This window comes from Amycolatopsis sp. NPDC054798 (genome assembly GCF_053611505.1).
Map to the genome: position 1 here is coordinate 23,070 of NZ_JBSHAM010000058.1, position 14,889 is coordinate 37,958.

Annotated in this window: 14 protein-coding genes; 9 read left to right on the forward strand and 5 right to left on the reverse strand. The window is 69.9% G+C overall.

The window, feature by feature from the left end; translation table 11 throughout:
- Positions 1-12 precede the first annotated feature (12 nt).
- From pqqA to pqqB, 5 genes are all read left to right on the forward strand, one after another.
- On the forward strand, positions 13-108 hold the full coding sequence (gene pqqA / locus ACWGIC_RS29995; protein ID WP_452079274.1) for a pyrroloquinoline quinone precursor peptide PqqA: 96 nt from the start codon (positions 13-15) through the stop codon (positions 106-108).
- A 96-nt stretch (positions 109-204) separates the two neighbouring features.
- The gene (gene pqqC, locus ACWGIC_RS30000; protein WP_452079275.1) at positions 205-903 is read left to right on the forward strand and encodes a pyrroloquinoline-quinone synthase PqqC; all 699 of its coding nucleotides are present in this window, start codon (positions 205-207) and stop codon (positions 901-903) included.
- A gap of 4 nt (positions 904-907) precedes the next feature.
- Positions 908-1,180, forward strand: a complete 273-nt coding sequence (pqqD, locus tag ACWGIC_RS30005; protein WP_452079276.1) for a pyrroloquinoline quinone biosynthesis peptide chaperone PqqD — start codon at positions 908-910, stop codon at positions 1,178-1,180.
- Entirely contained in the window at positions 1,171-2,244 is a 1,074-nt protein-coding gene (gene pqqE, locus ACWGIC_RS30010; protein WP_452079277.1) for a pyrroloquinoline quinone biosynthesis protein PqqE, read from the forward strand. Before pqqD ends, pqqE begins: the two co-directional genes overlap by 10 nt.
- Positions 2,241-3,110 carry a pyrroloquinoline quinone biosynthesis protein PqqB gene (pqqB, locus tag ACWGIC_RS30015; RefSeq protein ID WP_452079278.1) on the forward strand — a complete coding sequence of 290 codons (870 nt, stop codon included), beginning with the start codon at positions 2,241-2,243 and terminating at the stop codon, positions 3,108-3,110. Before pqqE ends, pqqB begins: the two co-directional genes overlap by 4 nt.
- 343 nt (positions 3,111-3,453) lie before the next feature.
- On the opposite strand, the gene ACWGIC_RS30020 is transcribed toward pqqB, so the two are convergent.
- The 4 genes from ACWGIC_RS30020 to ACWGIC_RS30035 form a co-directional block, all read right to left on the reverse strand.
- Positions 3,454-4,053, reverse strand: a complete 600-nt coding sequence (locus tag ACWGIC_RS30020; protein ID WP_452079279.1) for a DUF6461 domain-containing protein — start codon at positions 4,051-4,053, stop codon at positions 3,454-3,456.
- 142 nt (positions 4,054-4,195) lie between these two features.
- Positions 4,196-6,223, reverse strand: coding sequence for a hypothetical protein (locus tag ACWGIC_RS30025; RefSeq protein ID WP_452079280.1), 2,028 nt, complete (start codon positions 6,221-6,223; stop codon positions 4,196-4,198).
- Positions 6,224-6,261: 38 nt separating this feature from the next.
- On the reverse strand, positions 6,262-7,503 hold the full coding sequence (locus ACWGIC_RS30030) for an ATP-grasp domain-containing protein (protein ID WP_452079281.1): 1,242 nt from the start codon (positions 7,501-7,503) through the stop codon (positions 6,262-6,264).
- 166 nt (positions 7,504-7,669) lie between these two features.
- Positions 7,670-8,428 (reverse strand): nucleotidyltransferase domain-containing protein, encoded by a 759-nt coding sequence (locus tag ACWGIC_RS30035; RefSeq protein WP_452079282.1) that lies wholly within the window; start codon positions 8,426-8,428, stop codon positions 7,670-7,672.
- Between the two features lie 74 nt (positions 8,429-8,502).
- On the opposite strand from ACWGIC_RS30035, the gene ACWGIC_RS30040 reads away from it, so the two are divergent.
- Positions 8,503-9,891: a hypothetical protein gene (locus tag ACWGIC_RS30040; protein ID WP_452079283.1), complete on the forward strand. Its 1,389-nt coding sequence runs from the start codon at positions 8,503-8,505 to the stop codon at positions 9,889-9,891.
- 304 nt (positions 9,892-10,195) lie between these two features.
- Here ACWGIC_RS30040 and ACWGIC_RS30045 read toward each other — a convergent pair whose 3' ends face one another.
- Positions 10,196-10,384, reverse strand: coding sequence for a hypothetical protein (locus ACWGIC_RS30045; RefSeq protein WP_182888851.1), 189 nt, complete (start codon positions 10,382-10,384; stop codon positions 10,196-10,198).
- Positions 10,385-10,457: 73 nt separating this feature from the next.
- Between ACWGIC_RS30045 and ACWGIC_RS30050 the strand changes: the two genes are divergently transcribed.
- The 3 genes from ACWGIC_RS30050 (at position 10,458) to ACWGIC_RS30060 (ending at position 14,887) form a co-directional block, all read left to right on the forward strand.
- On the forward strand, positions 10,458-11,360 hold the full coding sequence (locus ACWGIC_RS30050) for an NAD-dependent protein deacetylase (protein ID WP_452079284.1): 903 nt from the start codon (positions 10,458-10,460) through the stop codon (positions 11,358-11,360).
- Positions 11,361-11,494: 134 nt separating this feature from the next.
- The gene (locus tag ACWGIC_RS30055; protein WP_452079285.1) at positions 11,495-12,340 is read left to right on the forward strand and encodes an LLM class flavin-dependent oxidoreductase; all 846 of its coding nucleotides are present in this window, start codon (positions 11,495-11,497) and stop codon (positions 12,338-12,340) included.
- 144 nt (positions 12,341-12,484) lie between these two features.
- A complete protein-coding gene (locus ACWGIC_RS30060) occupies positions 12,485-14,887 on the forward strand; it encodes a glycoside hydrolase family 2 protein (RefSeq protein ID WP_452079286.1) in 2,403 nt (800 codons plus the stop codon).
- Positions 14,888-14,889: the final 2 nt, after the last annotated feature.

Consider the following 14,889-nt stretch of genomic DNA (forward strand, 5'->3'; position numbering starts at 1 on the left):
GCGAGTTCCCTCATGCCCGAACCCGTCGAGATGTGGACCGCGCCCGACTTCGTCGAGTACGAAACCCCGATGGAGGTCACCGCCTACGCGGCCCGCCGGGAGGGATGAGCCGCCGGACGGGACCGTTCCGGCGGGTCGCTCCTCCCGGCGGTCCCGTCCTTCCCGGAAAACCTTTCCGCTCAGCGAGAATCCCGGAGTACGCGAATGTCCACTGTGCACCCGATGAGTCCGGCGGAGTTCACCGGAGCCCTGCGCGGCCTCGCGCACCGGTACTGGGGAACCCACCCGTTCCACCAGCGGATGCACGCCGGGGAACTGACCGAGCACGAATTGAAGCTCTGGGCCGCGAACCGCTGGTATTACCAATGCGTGCTGCCGCGAAAAGACGCGGCGATCATCAGCAATTGCCCGATTCCGGAAATCCGCCGGGTCTGGCTCGACCGGATCGTCTACCACGACGGGGCCGTCGAGGGCGAGGGCGGAGCCGAACGCTGGCTGCGGCTGTGCGCCGCCGTCGGCCTCGACCGCGCCGAAGTCCTGGACGAGCGGCACGTCGCCCCGGGCGTCCGGTTCGCCGTCGACGCTTACGTCGCTTTCGCGCGCACCAAACCGTGGGTCGAGGCTGTCGCCTCCGGGCTCACCGAAATGTTCGCCGGGCATCTGATGCAGCGGCGCGTGGCCGACGTCCTGGCGAACTATTCGTGGATCTCCCGCGCCGACCTCGCGTACTTCACCAACCGGATCGACAAGGTTTCCGGCGAGGGCAAGGACACTTTGGACATCGTCGTGCGGCACTGCGTCACCCGCGAGCAGCAGGAAAAAGCGGTGGCCGCGCTGTCCTTCAAATGCGACGTCCTGTGGTCGATGCTCGACGCCATCGAACGCGCCGCGGCCAAGGAGTGAGCCGATGGACACCATCACCACCGCGTCGGTGCCGAAACTGCGTCTCGGCGTGCGACTGACGTTCGATCACGTGCGCGGGGTGCACGTGCTGCTGTTCCCGGAAGGCGTGCTGGTGCCGAACCCCACCGCCACCGCGGTCCTCGAACTGTGCGACGGCGCGACCCCGGTTTCCGGCATCATCGCGAGCTTGAACAGCCGGTACCAGGGCGTGCAGGAGAGCGACGTCCTGGCCGTGCTGGCGCGGTTCGGGCAACGGCGGGTGATCGAATGGACGTGACCGCACCGCTGGGGCTGCTCGCGGAGCTGACGCACCGGTGTCCCTTGCACTGCGCGTACTGCTCGAATCCGGTGGAACTCGTGCGCCGGGCCGAGGAACTGTCCACTGAGGACTGGATCGGCGCGCTGTCCCAGGCCCGGGAGCTGGGCGTGCTGCAGGTCCACCTCTCCGGCGGGGAACCGCTGGCGCGCCAGGACCTTCCGGAGCTGGTCGCGCACGCGAGCGGGCTGGGCTGCTACGTCAACCTCGTCACCTCCGGCCTCGGCCTGACCGAGCAGCGGCTGCGCGACCTTGCCGGACGGGGCCTGGCCCACGTCCAGCTTTCCGCCCAGGCCGCCACCCGCGACCGCGCGAACCTGCTCGCCGGAGCGAAAGCCTTCGACCGCAAACTGGCCGCGGCCGAGCTGGTCAAGGCCGCTGGCCTGCCGCTGACCGTCAATGTGGTGCTGCACCGGCAAAACCACGACCAGCTCGCCGAGATCATCGCCCTCGCCGAGTCGATGGGGGCGGACCGTCTCGAACTGGCGAACACCCAGTACTACGGCTGGGCCCTGCTCAACCGCGAAGCATTGATGCCCACGCCCGCCCAGCTCGCCGCCGCCGAACCCGTCGTCCGCGCGGCCGTCGAACGACTCCGCGGCACCATGGAGATCATCTACGTCGTCGCCGACTACTACGAGCCGTTCCCCAAACCGTGCATGCACGGCTGGGGCGCGCGGCAACTCACCATCGCGCCCGACGGCACGGTGCTGCCCTGCCCCGCCGCCAGCGCGATCACCACGCTCGCCCTCGACAACCTCCGAGACACCGCCCTCGCGGACATCTGGTACCGCTCGGAGTCCTTCAACGCCTACCGCGGCGAGGACTGGATGCGCGACCCGTGCCGCACCTGCGACCGCCGCGCCACCGACTTCGGCGGCTGCCGCTGCCAGGCCTTCCAGCTCACCGGCGACGCCGCCAACGCCGATCCCGTCTGCTCCCGCTCCCCGCACCGCGGCGCGGTCGACCTGATCCTCGCCGCACCGTCCACTTCGGACCTGGTCATGCGCGGTCCGGTCCGGTGAAGGTCATCCTCCTGGGCACCGCAGCGGGCGGCGGATTTCCCCAGTGGAATTGCGCCTGCCGTCAATGCACCTCCGCCGCTCCCCCGCGTACGCAGGACAGCGTCGCCTTCAGCGCCGACGGCCGCAGTTGGCACCTGCTCAACGCCTCGCCGGACATCCGCGCCCAAATCCTCGCCACCCCAGCGTTGCGCGCTGGCCCCGGCCCGCGCGAGACGCCCCTGCGCAGCGTCCTGCTGACCGACGCCGAACTCGACCACACCCTCGGCCTGCTCATGCTCCGCGAAGCGGCCGACCTGAGCGTCCACGCTCCCGCCGCCGCCCTGCACGCACTGACCGACCATTTCCCGGCCCGCATCATCATCGGCGAGTACCACGACTGGAACTGGCTCCCCGCCATGGAGACCACTCTCGACGGCCTGCACATCACCTCCCTTCCCGTCAGCGACAAACAACCGAAATACGCCCGCTCGTCCGCTCACCCCGGCCCCTGGGTCGTCGCCTACCGCATCCACGACCCGGCGACCGGCGGCACCCTCGTCTACGCGCCTTGCCTGCGCACCTGGCCGCCCGGCTTCGACGCGTTCGCCGAAGGCGCGAGCGTCGTCCTGCTGGACGGCACCTTCCACAGCGGCACCGAATTCACGACCGCCACCGACAGCGCCAACCCGTCCGCGCAGCAAGCGATGGGCCACCTGCCGATCACCTCGACCCTGGCGACGATCACCCACCGGCCCGGCACCACGCGGTGGGCCTACACCCACCTGAACAACACCAACCCGGTCGTCGACCCCACCGGCAAGGAATACGCCGCTGTGGTCCGCGCTGGCGCGGAATTGCCGTTCGACGGAACCGAGTTCACCCTCTGAGCCCGCGCTCCCCGGCAACAGCCGCCAAGCACGGTCCCGCTCTGGCCAGGCAGCCCGCCGCACAGTCCCGCTCTAGCCCGACGACCCACCGCACAGTCCCGCTCTAGCCCGACGACCCACCGCACAGTCCATCCCCAGCCAGAGCCACCCGCCCTCGCCGAGCCAGCTGCAGATATTCCTGCAGCGAAAAGCCAGCCGGGCACCAGAAAACCCTCACCAGGCAAGGCAACTGCTGCCGAGAACCCGGCCGCGAAGCGCACCCCATCCCTGTCCTCGCCAGCGCACGCCTCCCGTCTCCCGGACCACCCTCCCCACGATCGCCCGCCCCTGCCCGGGACCCCGGCTACGTCCGGATGTCCCCCACCAGCAACGGTTGCCGAAGCATCTGCGGGACGAACACCACCCCGGTCATCCGGGCCGCCACCGCGAACGCCGCCGCGATCGGGCTGGACGGCCGCTCTTCCTCCCGCTCCGGGCCCAGTCCGGCCGCACGCAGGAACGGCGTCAGCCGCTCCGGCTCGCTGCCGTACCGCCGGCTCGGCATCCGCGGGGTGAACCCCGCGACCACCGTGCCGTCCACCGCGTAGACGAAGCGCGCCTCGGCGTAGTCGTGCCGGTTGACCGACACCACCTCGCTCGATTTCGACAGCCCGGCAACGACTTCCGGCAGATTCCCCTGCCAGCCCCACGGCTCGACAGCCACGCTCCATTCGCCGGACGAGACCACCCCGACGTATCCGCCGCCGTTTCCGCCTTGGGTCTGCGCGACGTATTCCGCCGCCAACCCGTTCAGCTCTTCGAACGTCATCTGCTCCCCAGGCGCCGCACCGAAGCGGCGCACCACCTCGGGCGGGTCGAGCCCGTGCACGAACGAAACGCAGAAAATGTCTTGCAACGGACCGGAATTCTCCAGCCAGGCCAGCTCAGTCAAGGACTCGGTCACGGCGCCTCCTAGATCGACTCCGGCCATCGTGACAGGCACCACCGACAAAAACCGGAACAGAAATCCTCGAGCCGGTCGGCCGATCCTCGCAGGAGGGCCGAATCAGACTGGCGCGTTTCCCCGCTGCCGGAGAGAATCCGTGTCAGCCCTGCGGGTTCCGCGCCGCCTGCAACGTCCCGGCAGGCAGCCGGTCCGCTCCCCAGCTCCGCTCGAGATAGCCGATGATCCGCGCGACGTCCTCGGCGGGCACCTTCTCCGGCTCCCCGTGCTCCCTCGGGTCGACGTGGAAGATGTAGAGCCGGGACGCGAACTGGTCGAACGGCAGCGAGGCCTCGCCGAACCGTTCGCCGTTGCCCGCGGTGGAGACCACGACGCCGTCGCCCCAGTCCTGGCCGGAGTCGTTGTTCGGGTTGTAGAAGTACACCCGCATGACGTCCTCGGGATCCGGGGCGGTGCGCAGGATCGTGATCGCGTGCCAGCCCACGTAGCGGGCCGCGCTGTCGGTGACCGCGATCCCGGCGGGCTGCGGGTGGATCAGCGGCTGCTCGCCGTTGTAGGTCGGGTGGTAGCTCGCGTGGAACTGCCGCAGGAAATCGTCGAGGTCGACCAGTTTGCCGGTGGCGACGTCGACGTTGATCCGGAAGCCCCGCGAAGCCCACCAGCCGTGGAACTCGGGGTTGACCCAGCGGTGCGGGTCGCCGGGCCGGTCGGCGCAGCGCCGCCCCATCTCGGCGTAGATCCGGTCCAGGTGCGGCACCACGAGCGACGACACCGGGTCGAGGTCGGCCGGCAGTCCGGCGGACAGCCCGGCACCGCTTTCCTTCGACGAGACCGGCTGTCCTTCGAAGTGCATGACGACCTCGTCGTCGCGGGCCGCCCACACCACGACCTGCAGCAGGTAGTCCGGGTCGTTGTAAGCCCACATCGACAGCGCCCGCGCCGACTGGCAGGTCGGGTTGTCGCCCTGCCCGACGCCGAGGGGCTGCCCCAGCATCGACAGCACGCCCGAAAGCAGCCGCGCCTCGGGCCTCGGCTGGTCGCCGAACACGAGCGTCAGCCGTTCCCGCGCGGCGGCGGACAGCTCCAGCGCCAGCTGCCGCCACAGCGCGGGCACGACCGGCGGTTCGTAGAGGATGCCGCGGTCGAGCAGCAGCGCGAGCCCGTAGACGCACTGCGCGGTCTGCGGATGCACGGCCTCTTCGATCATCCGGTGGACGAGGTCGTGGTAGCGCATCAGGCAGTTCCGGCCCACGTCGGACAGGCCGAGCGCCTCGCCGAGGAGGTAGTCGCTTTCGTTCGCCAGATACCGCAGCAGTTCGGCGTGGTAGGGCGACACCAGGCCGGTGTCGTGCATGGCCCGGGCGAACCCGCTCGCCTCGTACTGCAGGCTCGTCGCGTCCATCGCCTCGAGCCGGGACCGGAAGACGTCGACGCCCGGGTCCTCCCGGCAGGCCTCGGTGGTCCCGAACAGGCTGGTGATGAGCCGGTCGAGCCCCTGCACCGAGGAGCCGCCCAGGTCGACGTCCGGATCGCCGCGGTAGATCGAGATCCGGGTGATCAGCGATTTGACCTGGTCGACCTGGATCGGGCGCTGGCGCAGGATCCGCCAGATCTCCTCGACGACCTTGTCCAGGACGCTGTCGTAGCCGATCTGGTCGGCGAGGTGGCGCAGCAGGTCCCGGATCAGCTGCGCGGTCCGGCCCTGCCGGGTCCGCTCGGCCTCGCTGGGCGGGGTGAACAGCAGCTCCAGGTTCATCCCCAGCACCTGCGACAGGAACACCCGGGCGTCCTCGACCGACAGCGTCGGATGCTCGTAGTCGCCGCGCGCGACCGCCAGCATGCGCAGTTCGCTGGTCGCCTCCATCACCACGGTGTCCGCGTTCTCGCTGTGCAGGCCGGGGCCGGCCAGCGCGGGGATCAGGATCTCCGGGGTGTCCCAGTCCGTGCCCTGGAAGACCCCGGCGTCCTCCAGCGCCCGCGCCCTGGCCTGGACCGCCGCCGCGCCGTCCGGCTGCAGCAGCACCCGCCGCAGCGCCTCCAGCACCCGCCGCAGCTTCGTGTGCTTGCCGAAGTCGCGGGTCTCCGCCATCGCCCGGACAGCGTCGTCGAGCGACGCCACGCGTTTGGCCAGCGTCGCGGTCGCGGCGGTGACGTCGGCGTTCGGCTCCAAGTGCTTCCTTAGGTCGGGGTGGCGGACTCGTCCGGGGGTCAGACGTAGAAGTCCAGTTCTTCCTGCGCCTTCAGCAGGTCTCGCATCCGGTAGGGATCATCCCCGAAGAAGTACAGCAGACCCCAGTGCGTGCCGAACGCGGTCCTCTTCGTCACCGTCTCTTCCAGCGGCGCGGACAGATCGTGTGACTCGTAGTAGTCGTCGTCCTCGGTCTCCTGCGGGATCCTCAGCTCGCTGACCACCCGGCGGCGCGGGTAGACGCCGAAGCAGCCGGCGACCCCGGACGCGTCCACGACCTCCCTCGGGAAGAAAGCGTCGATCTCCTCCTCGGTCGTCTTCGGGTCGAAGGACAGGACCAGCGCCTGGTAGGCGTTGAACCCGTAGGCCCGTTCGAGCAGTTCGAAGACCTTGAACCCGGGCGGGCGGTAGGCGACCTCGCCGAAGTACATCTCGCCGTCGCTGGTGACGAAGTACTCCGGGTGCACGAAGCCGAATTCGATGTCGAAGGTCTTGACGAGCTTCTCGATCTGGGCGGTGATCTGCGGCCGGTACCTCTCCAGCTCCGGCGTCGCCGGGACGAACACCGAGTACCCGAGCGTGACGTACTCCGAGATGTTCAGGAACTTGACCTTGCCGCCGTGCACCCACGCCTCGACGGCGAACTCCCATCCGTCCAGATGCGACTCCATCAGGACCGGGAACTCCTCCTCCGGGATCGAGTCGATCTCGTCCGGGGTCCGGATGACGCGGTGCCCGAGGCAGCCCGCCTTGTCGAACGCCTTGAGGTGGATCGGGTCGTTGGGGTCGCCGTCGAGCTTGAGCAGCGTCTGGTTGACCCGCTTGAGGAACCGGACCACGTCCTCGCGGTCGTGCGCCTCCTCGAAGATGCCCACCCGGATCCCGCCGAGCTGCGCGCGCCGCTTCATCAGCGCCTTGTCCCGCAGCAGCATGGCCTGCCCGAACAGGCGCGGGTTGTCCAGCAGCACGGAGTTGATCGCCCCGGCCCATTCGACGGTCTCCTCGAACAGCGGGATGGCGACGTCGACGCCTTCCTCGTGCAGGATCTCGGCGATCTCCATCGAACGGTCGTTGAGCCGCTCGAAGTTCCAGGACAGGTACGGGATGTCGTGCTCGGCGCAGTACTTCTCCGCCCAGTCCGGCGCGACCACGACGTAACGCCGGTCGAACCGGTCGAGCGCCTCGACCGCGTTGAGCGACCAGCCGAGCAGCGCTACGTATCCCTTCTCCGGATCCTTCGCGATCGGCCCGGGCTGTGGCATAAACCGTTCCTCCGTTCAGCACGGGCGGCCCGCCACGGCGTGGCGGCCGCGACCGTGCCGAAGCTATATACCCGAGACCCGCGAAATGAAACGGATCATTCCCCTCCGCTCCGGTTCAGCTCTCACAATTTGTTGCGCCACAAGGGTTTCCGGGACCGGCTCCGGGCTACTCGTTCCCGCCCGCCTGGTCCAGCAACGCACAAGCCGTGGCGAACGCCCCGGCCAGGTCGTGCCCCATCCCGGCCACCACGTCGTCCAGCCCGCGCAGCCCCGCCCGCTCCAGCAGGGTCTTCTCGTTCGTCACCCACTCCCCGCGCGCGGCCAGCACCGCGTGCCCGGTCTGCATCGCCGCGACCCCCACCGAAGCCGCGGTCTCCGCGACCCGGCCGTGCGCCACGTACGCGTTCTTCGCGTACTCCAGCGTCCGCTCCGCCGAAGCGCGCCAGAACTTGGGCGCGTTCTCCCGCAGCGACTCCGGGTACTCCGGCCGCGGCAGCTCCCCGCGCAGCACCCGGTTCAGCGCCAGCTCCGCCACCACCAGGTAGCTCGGGATCCCGGCCAGGTGGAACGCCAGCGGCTCCCAGTGGAACCGGCCCTTCTCCGCCTCGGCCAGTTCGTGCGAGACCACGTCCAGGTCCCGGTAGTGCACGTCGACCGGCCGCCCCTGGACAGTCAGCCACGCGCCGCCGTTGAACACGCCGCCGCCCCATTCGCCCAGGCCGGAGACCTCGCCCGGGAGGCCGAGCGCACGCAGGTCGTCCGGGTCGAACGCGCCCCGGTAGTAGACCGCGTAGTCCCAGTCGCTGTCCGGGCGATGGGTTCCGCGCGCCCGCGAGCCGCCCAGCGCGACCGCCTCGACTCCGGGCAAACCGGACAGCAGATCGGCCACGTGTGCGGCGAAGGTTTCCTCGTCGTTCTCCTGCATCCCTCGAACATGCCATGAATCTCTGCCAAGATCGCCCGTATTTCGCCGGTTGTCCATCTGGCCTGGGGGTCCGAATGCACCGTTTCCGCACAATCGCGGTCGCCGCCGCCGCTGCTGTTACCACTGTCACCGCGCTGGGCGGCGCGCCCGCGAACGCCGCGCAACCCTTCACTTCCACCGTCTTCGCCGCTACGCACAACAGCTACTCCGGCAACGTCGACGGGGCGAAGGGATCCATCTCCTACCAGCTCGACCAAGGAGTCCGGTTCGTCGAATTCGACGTCCACGACAACGGTTACGCCACCCGACACGACTACGGCATCGGCCACAGCGCTCCGGGCGATCTGGTCGACCACGCGGGCAACCCGGCGTCGGACCGGCTCCGCGACTGGCTCGCCGTGGTGAACACCTGGTCCGCCGCGCATCCGGACGCCGCGCCGATCGTCGTCATGCTCGACCTGAAGGACGACCTCACCGACAACGAATCGCTCGCCGCCGGGAATCTCGCCGCGGTCAACGCCGAACTGAGTGCCGCGTTCGGGCCGCGGCTGCTCTCCCCCGCCGCCTACCGCACCGGCGCGACCACGGATTCCTTGCGCGGCAAAGTCCTCCCGCTGCTGTCCGGCGACGGCGGCACGCGCGCCGCGTACCGCCGGGACGTCGGGTACCACCCGGCGGTCGCGGTCAACAGCCGCGGCCAGGTCGTGGAGGTGCACGACTCCGGCGGCGGCGCGCTCTGGTACTGGACCGGGCAGCTCGGCGCCGACGGACGCGTCTCCTGGCAGCGCCACGGCCGGTACGACAGCGGCCAGACCCCGGCCGTCGCGCTCGACGACTCCGGCCGGATCGTCGAGGTGCACCAGTCGCCAAGCGCCACCACGCTCTGGTACCACACCGGACAGCTCGGCCCGGACGGCGAAATCTCCTGGTCGGCAAGCCATCAGTACGACAACGGGGTGCTGCCGACCGTCGCGTTCACCGGCGCCGGACTCCGCGAAATCCACCGCAGCCAAGCGAACAACCAGAACTGGCAGTGGCGCGGCACGCTCGACGCCTCCGGCGGGACGGTGACCTGGACCGGCAACGCGAAAACGTCCGATCCCCGCTACGACAAGGCAAACGCCGGCCGCGTCAGTGTCGCCACCGGAGCCGACGGGTCCACCCCGGCGCAAACCCTGCGCTACTCCACGGATCTCGTCACCGGCGGCCGGGTGCAATACCAGCAGGTCGCGTTCGACGAATACCAGCAAGGCGATCCGGCCGAACTCCAGGACGCGTTGTTCTACGGCGCCCCGGCGAAAGAATCGGCTTTCCTGATCGCCGCGCGCAAGAACGGGCACGCGGTTCGCGGCTGGGACTTCGACAACGCGGGCCTCGCCACCGATCCGCTGGTCAACTACCCGGCCGCCAATCACCCGTACGACGACTGGTACCGGCAGCTCACCAAGGACGCCGCCCGCTAGGGAAACCCGGCGGCTACCGGACGTCGTCGCTCATCCGGTCCACCGTGTCTTCGGCTTCCTTCAAGCTGGCCGCGGCGATTTTCTTGCCCTGACGCAGCAACGGCTCCGGTTCCGCCACGAGATCGCCAGCCGGCGCTCATCAGGATTCCCAGGATGATCGGCAGGCCGCCCAGCGCGCCCGCGCCAGGCCCTGAAGAAAAGGCCCGTGCTCAGCACCCCGACGGCCGAGCACGGGCCTTCGCCCACCGGCTGGAGGGTCGGTGTTCCTCCCAAGAACACCGGCCCCTCCGGTCGATGAGCGGCCTCAGGCGGTCCGCTGCCTGAGCCGAGCCGCCCCGACGGCTACGACCGGCATCGACGCTTCCCGAAGCGCCGCCCGTTCGACCGGCCGCCGGACCGCCCCGCTCGGAGTCCGCACGCAATATCGCTCCACGGATTCCATCAGCACGGCGGCGACCATCACGACCACGGGCGTAGCCAGCGCGAACCACATGGTGGCTTTGGTACCCAGCCGCGCGAAGAACCAATCGCCCTTTTCCCGGGAGGGTGGCGGCTAGACTGGCGGCGTGCGCACGCGACCGACGCTGACCTGGGCCGGACCCGGCGAACCGCTTCCGCGCACGGGCACGGTCGCGGACGTCGCGGAGATCGTCTCCGGGCGGCGGGTGCTCGTGCTCAGCGGAGCAGGCCTGTCCACCGAATCCGGCATTCCTGACTACCGCGGCGAAACCGGAAGCCTCCGCCGGCACACACCCATGACGTATGGCGAATTCGTCGCCAGCGAGGCGGGCCGCCAGCGGTACTGGGCGCGCAGCCACCTCGGCTGGCGCACCATCGCGCGGGCCGCGCCGAACGACGGGCACCGCGCCGTTTCCGCGCTGCGAGCGGGAGGCTGGCTCTCCGGCGTCATCACGCAGAACGTCGACGGCCTGCACCGCGCGGCCGGCACCCCCGGCGTGGTCGAACTGCACGGCAACCTCGATCGCGTCGTCTGCCTCGGCTGCCGCCGCACCACCGCCCGCGAGGACCTCGACGTCCGGCTGCGCGCGGCCAATCCGGATTTCGGCGGCACCGCAACGCGGATCAACCCGGACGGCGACGTCGAACTGGCCGAGGACGTCGTCCGCACCTTCCGCACGGTGCCCTGCACGAGTTGTTCCGGCGTGCTGAAACCGGACGTGGTGTTCTTCGGCGAGAACGTGCCGCGCGCCCGCGTGGAGCGGTGCTACCGGATGGTCGACGAGGCGTCCGCGGTGCTGGTGCTGGGTTCTTCGCTCACCGTCATGTCCGGCTTGCGGTTCGTCCGGCGGGCCGCGAAGTCCGGCAAACCCGTCGTGATCGTCAACCGCGGCCAGACCCGCGGCGACGAGCACGCGACAGTCCGCGCCGACCTGCCGCTCGGCCCCGCGCTGACCGAACTGCTGGCTGTGCTGGAAACCTCGTTGCCCGGCGCGACGGCGGCCGGATAGGCTGCGGGCACTCCGACGGAACGGTCCCCGGAAGCACGCCGCAGAGCGGACCGGCCAGCCTGAAGACATCGCAGGCCCAGGAGCGGGCGGCAACCCCCTGTTGTTGTCGACCCGTTTTTACCGGAGGTTCTCCGATGTCCATCGGCATTGGCCTGCCCATCAGCGACCCCGCCGCCCTGCTCGACTGGGCGCGGCGCGCAGACGCCGGCCCGTTCAGCACGCTCGGCCTGCTCGACCGGCTCGTCTACCACAATCCCGAACCGCTGACCGCGCTCGCCGTCCTGGCCGGCGCGACCACCCGCGTCCGGCTGCAGACCGAGGTTCTGCTCGCTCCGCTGCGCGAAACCGCCCTGCTCGCCAAGCAGACCGCCACGCTCGACCGGATGAGCGGCGGCCGGTTCGTGCTCGGCGTCGGCGTCGGCGGCCGCGAGGACGACCACCACGCCGCCGGCACCCCGCTGCGCGACCGCGGCCGCCGCCTCGACCAGCAGCTCGCCGACCTGCACGCACTGTGGTCCGGCAAACCGCACAGCGCCGAAGCCGGTCCGATCGGCCCTGCCCCGGCCCGCGAAGGCGGTCCGGAAATCCTGATCGGCGCGTTCAAGCCCAAGGCGCTGGCCCGCGTCGCCCGCTGGGGCGACGGGCTGCTCGCCGCCGCTCCCCCGTCGTGGGCGGGCGGGCTGTTCGACACCGTGCGCCGCGACTGGCAGGAGCACGGCCGCGACGGCGAACCGCGGCTGGTCGCGCAGGTGAACGTCGCACTCGGCCCGGATTCCCTCGTGGACGAAGCCAAAGCCGCCATGCACGCGTACTACGAATTCACCGGAATGGCCGAGCGGATGGTAAGCGGAATGCTCACCACGACCGACGACATCCGGGGCGCGATCCGCGCCTACCGCGATCTCGGCGCGGACGAGGTGATGCTGTATTGCTACGGCAGCGATCCCGACCAGGTCGACCGGCTCGCCGACCTCTGCTGAACAGCTGATCTCCCTTGAGCAGCTGACCCCACCTGAACAGCTGACCTCACCTGAACAGCACTGGACGTAAGCTCGCGCCATGCAGGCGTCGACGTTTCCCGGCGGATCTCCCGCGCCCCGTCCCGGAACCGCCCGCCGGCGGGGATGACGGGCGAGCCTCCGGAGCGGGTCCGCGGGCTCGCCGCGCACCCCCGGCGAAGTTTCCTGCTGGGGGCCGGTGCGGCGCTCGCCGGTTCGGGCGCGCTCGCGGCCGCGCTTTCCCGTCCCGCGCCCCCGGCGGCGCGGGACGGGTTCGGCGCGGACTGGCTTTTCGGGCCGTACGCGGAGGGAAGCACCGATCCGGAGTTCGACGACAGCGGAATGGCGCTGGTTTCCGTGCCGCATTGCGTCGTTCCGCTGTCCTGGCAGGACTGGGATCCGGCGGACTGGCAGCACGTCTGGGTCTACCGGCAGCATTTCCTCGCGCCCGCGCAGCTCCGCCGCAACCGCGCGTTCCTGCAGTTCGACGGGGTGCTCAGCGCCGCGACGGTGTATCTCAACGGCCGCCGCGTCGCCGTGCGCAGCGGCGGCTACCTGCCCTTGCGCTGCGAGGTCACCGGTCTGCTGACGGAGAAGGACAACGTGCTCGCGGTGGTCGTCGACGGTCGCTGGCAGCAGAACACTCCGCCGGATCTGCCGGAATTCCCCCACCCGACCGCGATCGACTTCTACCAACCGGCCGGGTTGTACCGCGAAGTCCGGCTCACTGGTGTACCGCAGACATATCTGTCCGATGTGTACGCCCAGCAGATCGCTGTGCTGACGCCGAATCGCGAGGTGCTGCTGCACTGCACCGTCGACTCGGCCAAAGCGGTGAAGGGCCCGGTTCGGCTCACCGCCGCGCTGAGTCAGCACGGTGCCGAAATCGCGTCCTCCTATACCGATCTCACCGGTTTGCCGAAGGGCACCACCCAGGTGACGGTGTCGCTGCAGGATCTCCAAGCAGTGCAGCTGTGGGATCTGGACGACCCGGCACTGTGCGACATCCTCGTCACGCTCGCGGTCGACGGCCGGAAAGTGCACACCTACCCGGTGCGCACCGGCCTGCGCGACGCTCAGTTCACTGTGGACGGTTTCCGGCTGAACGGCCAGCCGCTCAAGCTGTTCGGGCTCAACCGGCACCAGTGGTACCCGTTCGTCGGCGGCGCGATGCCGGACCGGGTGCAGCGCCGCGACGCTCAGCTGCTGAAAGAAGAGCTGAACTGCACGATGGTGCGCTGTTCGCATTATCCGCAGGCCACGGCGTTTCTCGACGCCTGCGACGAGCTGGGCGTCCTGGTCTGGGAGGAACTGCCGGGCTGGGACCACGTCGGCGACACCGCGTGGCAGGAGCTGGCGGTGCGCGACGTGCACGACATGATCGTGCGCGACCGGAACCACCCGTCGATCATCGTGTGGGGCACCCGGGTGAACGAGACCCTGGGCCAATACGCGTTGTACGGAAGGACTGACCAACTCGCCGCGGAACTCGACCCGATGCGCCCGTGCACCGGCGCCGTCGCGGGCGAACGCGGCTACGTTTCGCCGCTGTATCCGGTGAAAGCCGGCGGCGGGGTCTTCTCGTTCAACGACTACAGCCGCCCTCGCCCGCCGGGTTCGCCGCCTCCGCTGCGTCCGCCGCGCCGCGGAGTTCCTTACCTGGTCAGCGAAGCGATCGGCACCCTCGTCGGTTCGCCGTACTTCCGGCGGACGGATCCGCCCGCGGTGCAGCGGGAACAGAGCCTGCTGCATGCCTGGGTGCACGACCGCGCCGCGTCCGATCCGCGCTACAGCGGCCTGCTCGGCTGGTGCGGTTTCGACTATCCGTCCGGCTGGTACCACCACTATCGCGGCGTGAAGTACCCCGGCGTGATGGATTTCTTCCGCATTCCCAAACTGGGCGCGGGGTTCTACCGCGCCCAGCGGGACCCGTCCCTCGGCGCGGTGATCGAACCGGCTTTCTACTGGGATTTCGGCCCGGGCTCGCCGCCGGGCGGCCCGGGCCGCGACGCCGTCGTGTGGTCGAACTGCGACGTGCTGACGGTGACTGTCGAGGGCAAGCGTCCGGTCACCGTGCGGCCTGATCGCGCGCGGTTCCCGCATCTGGCGCATCCGCCGTTCCCGGTGGATCTGCGGGTGGACGGCCGGTCGCGCCCCGAACTGGCCATCGAAGGCCGGATCGGCGGGCAAACCGTGCTGCGCAGGCGATTCAGCGCGGATCCGGCGTACGACACCATCGCAGTGACCGCCGACGACGACGAAATCATCGCCGACGGTTCGGACACCACCCGGGTCGCGCTGCGCTCCCTCGACCGTTACGGCGCTCCGCGTCCGCACGCGCACGGCGTGCTGGCCGTCTCGGTGAACGGCCCCGGCGTGCTGATCGGCGATCCCTACCTGGATTTCGGCGCGCTCGGCGGCGCGGCCGCGGTGTGGGTCCGGTCGATGCGCGGCACCCCCGGCACGATCACCGTGAGCGCCACGCATCCGTTCGTCAGCACCGGAACCGCCGCCATCGAGTCAGTCTGACG

Coding starts and splice junctions, on each gene's coding strand:
- pqqD (WP_452079276.1), top strand. CDS start 908: ATGGACACCATCACCACCGCGTCGGTGCCGAAACTGCGTCTCGGCGTG.
- pqqE (WP_452079277.1), top strand. CDS start 1,171: ATGGACGTGACCGCACCGCTGGGGCTGCTCGCGGAGCTGACGCACCGG.
- ACWGIC_RS30040 (WP_452079283.1), top strand. CDS start 8,503: ATGCACCGTTTCCGCACAATCGCGGTCGCCGCCGCCGCTGCTGTTACC.
- ACWGIC_RS30045 (WP_182888851.1), bottom strand. CDS start 10,384: ATGTGGTTCGCGCTGGCTACGCCCGTGGTCGTGATGGTCGCCGCCGTG.
- ACWGIC_RS30035 (WP_452079282.1), bottom strand. CDS start 8,428: ATGCAGGAGAACGACGAGGAAACCTTCGCCGCACACGTGGCCGATCTG.
- pqqA (WP_452079274.1), top strand. CDS start 13: ATGCCCGAACCCGTCGAGATGTGGACCGCGCCCGACTTCGTCGAGTAC.
- ACWGIC_RS30060 (WP_452079286.1), top strand. CDS start 12,485: ATGACGGGCGAGCCTCCGGAGCGGGTCCGCGGGCTCGCCGCGCACCCC.
- pqqC (WP_452079275.1), top strand. CDS start 205: ATGTCCACTGTGCACCCGATGAGTCCGGCGGAGTTCACCGGAGCCCTG.
- ACWGIC_RS30055 (WP_452079285.1), top strand. CDS start 11,495: ATGTCCATCGGCATTGGCCTGCCCATCAGCGACCCCGCCGCCCTGCTC.
- ACWGIC_RS30030 (WP_452079281.1), bottom strand. CDS start 7,503: ATGCCACAGCCCGGGCCGATCGCGAAGGATCCGGAGAAGGGATACGTA.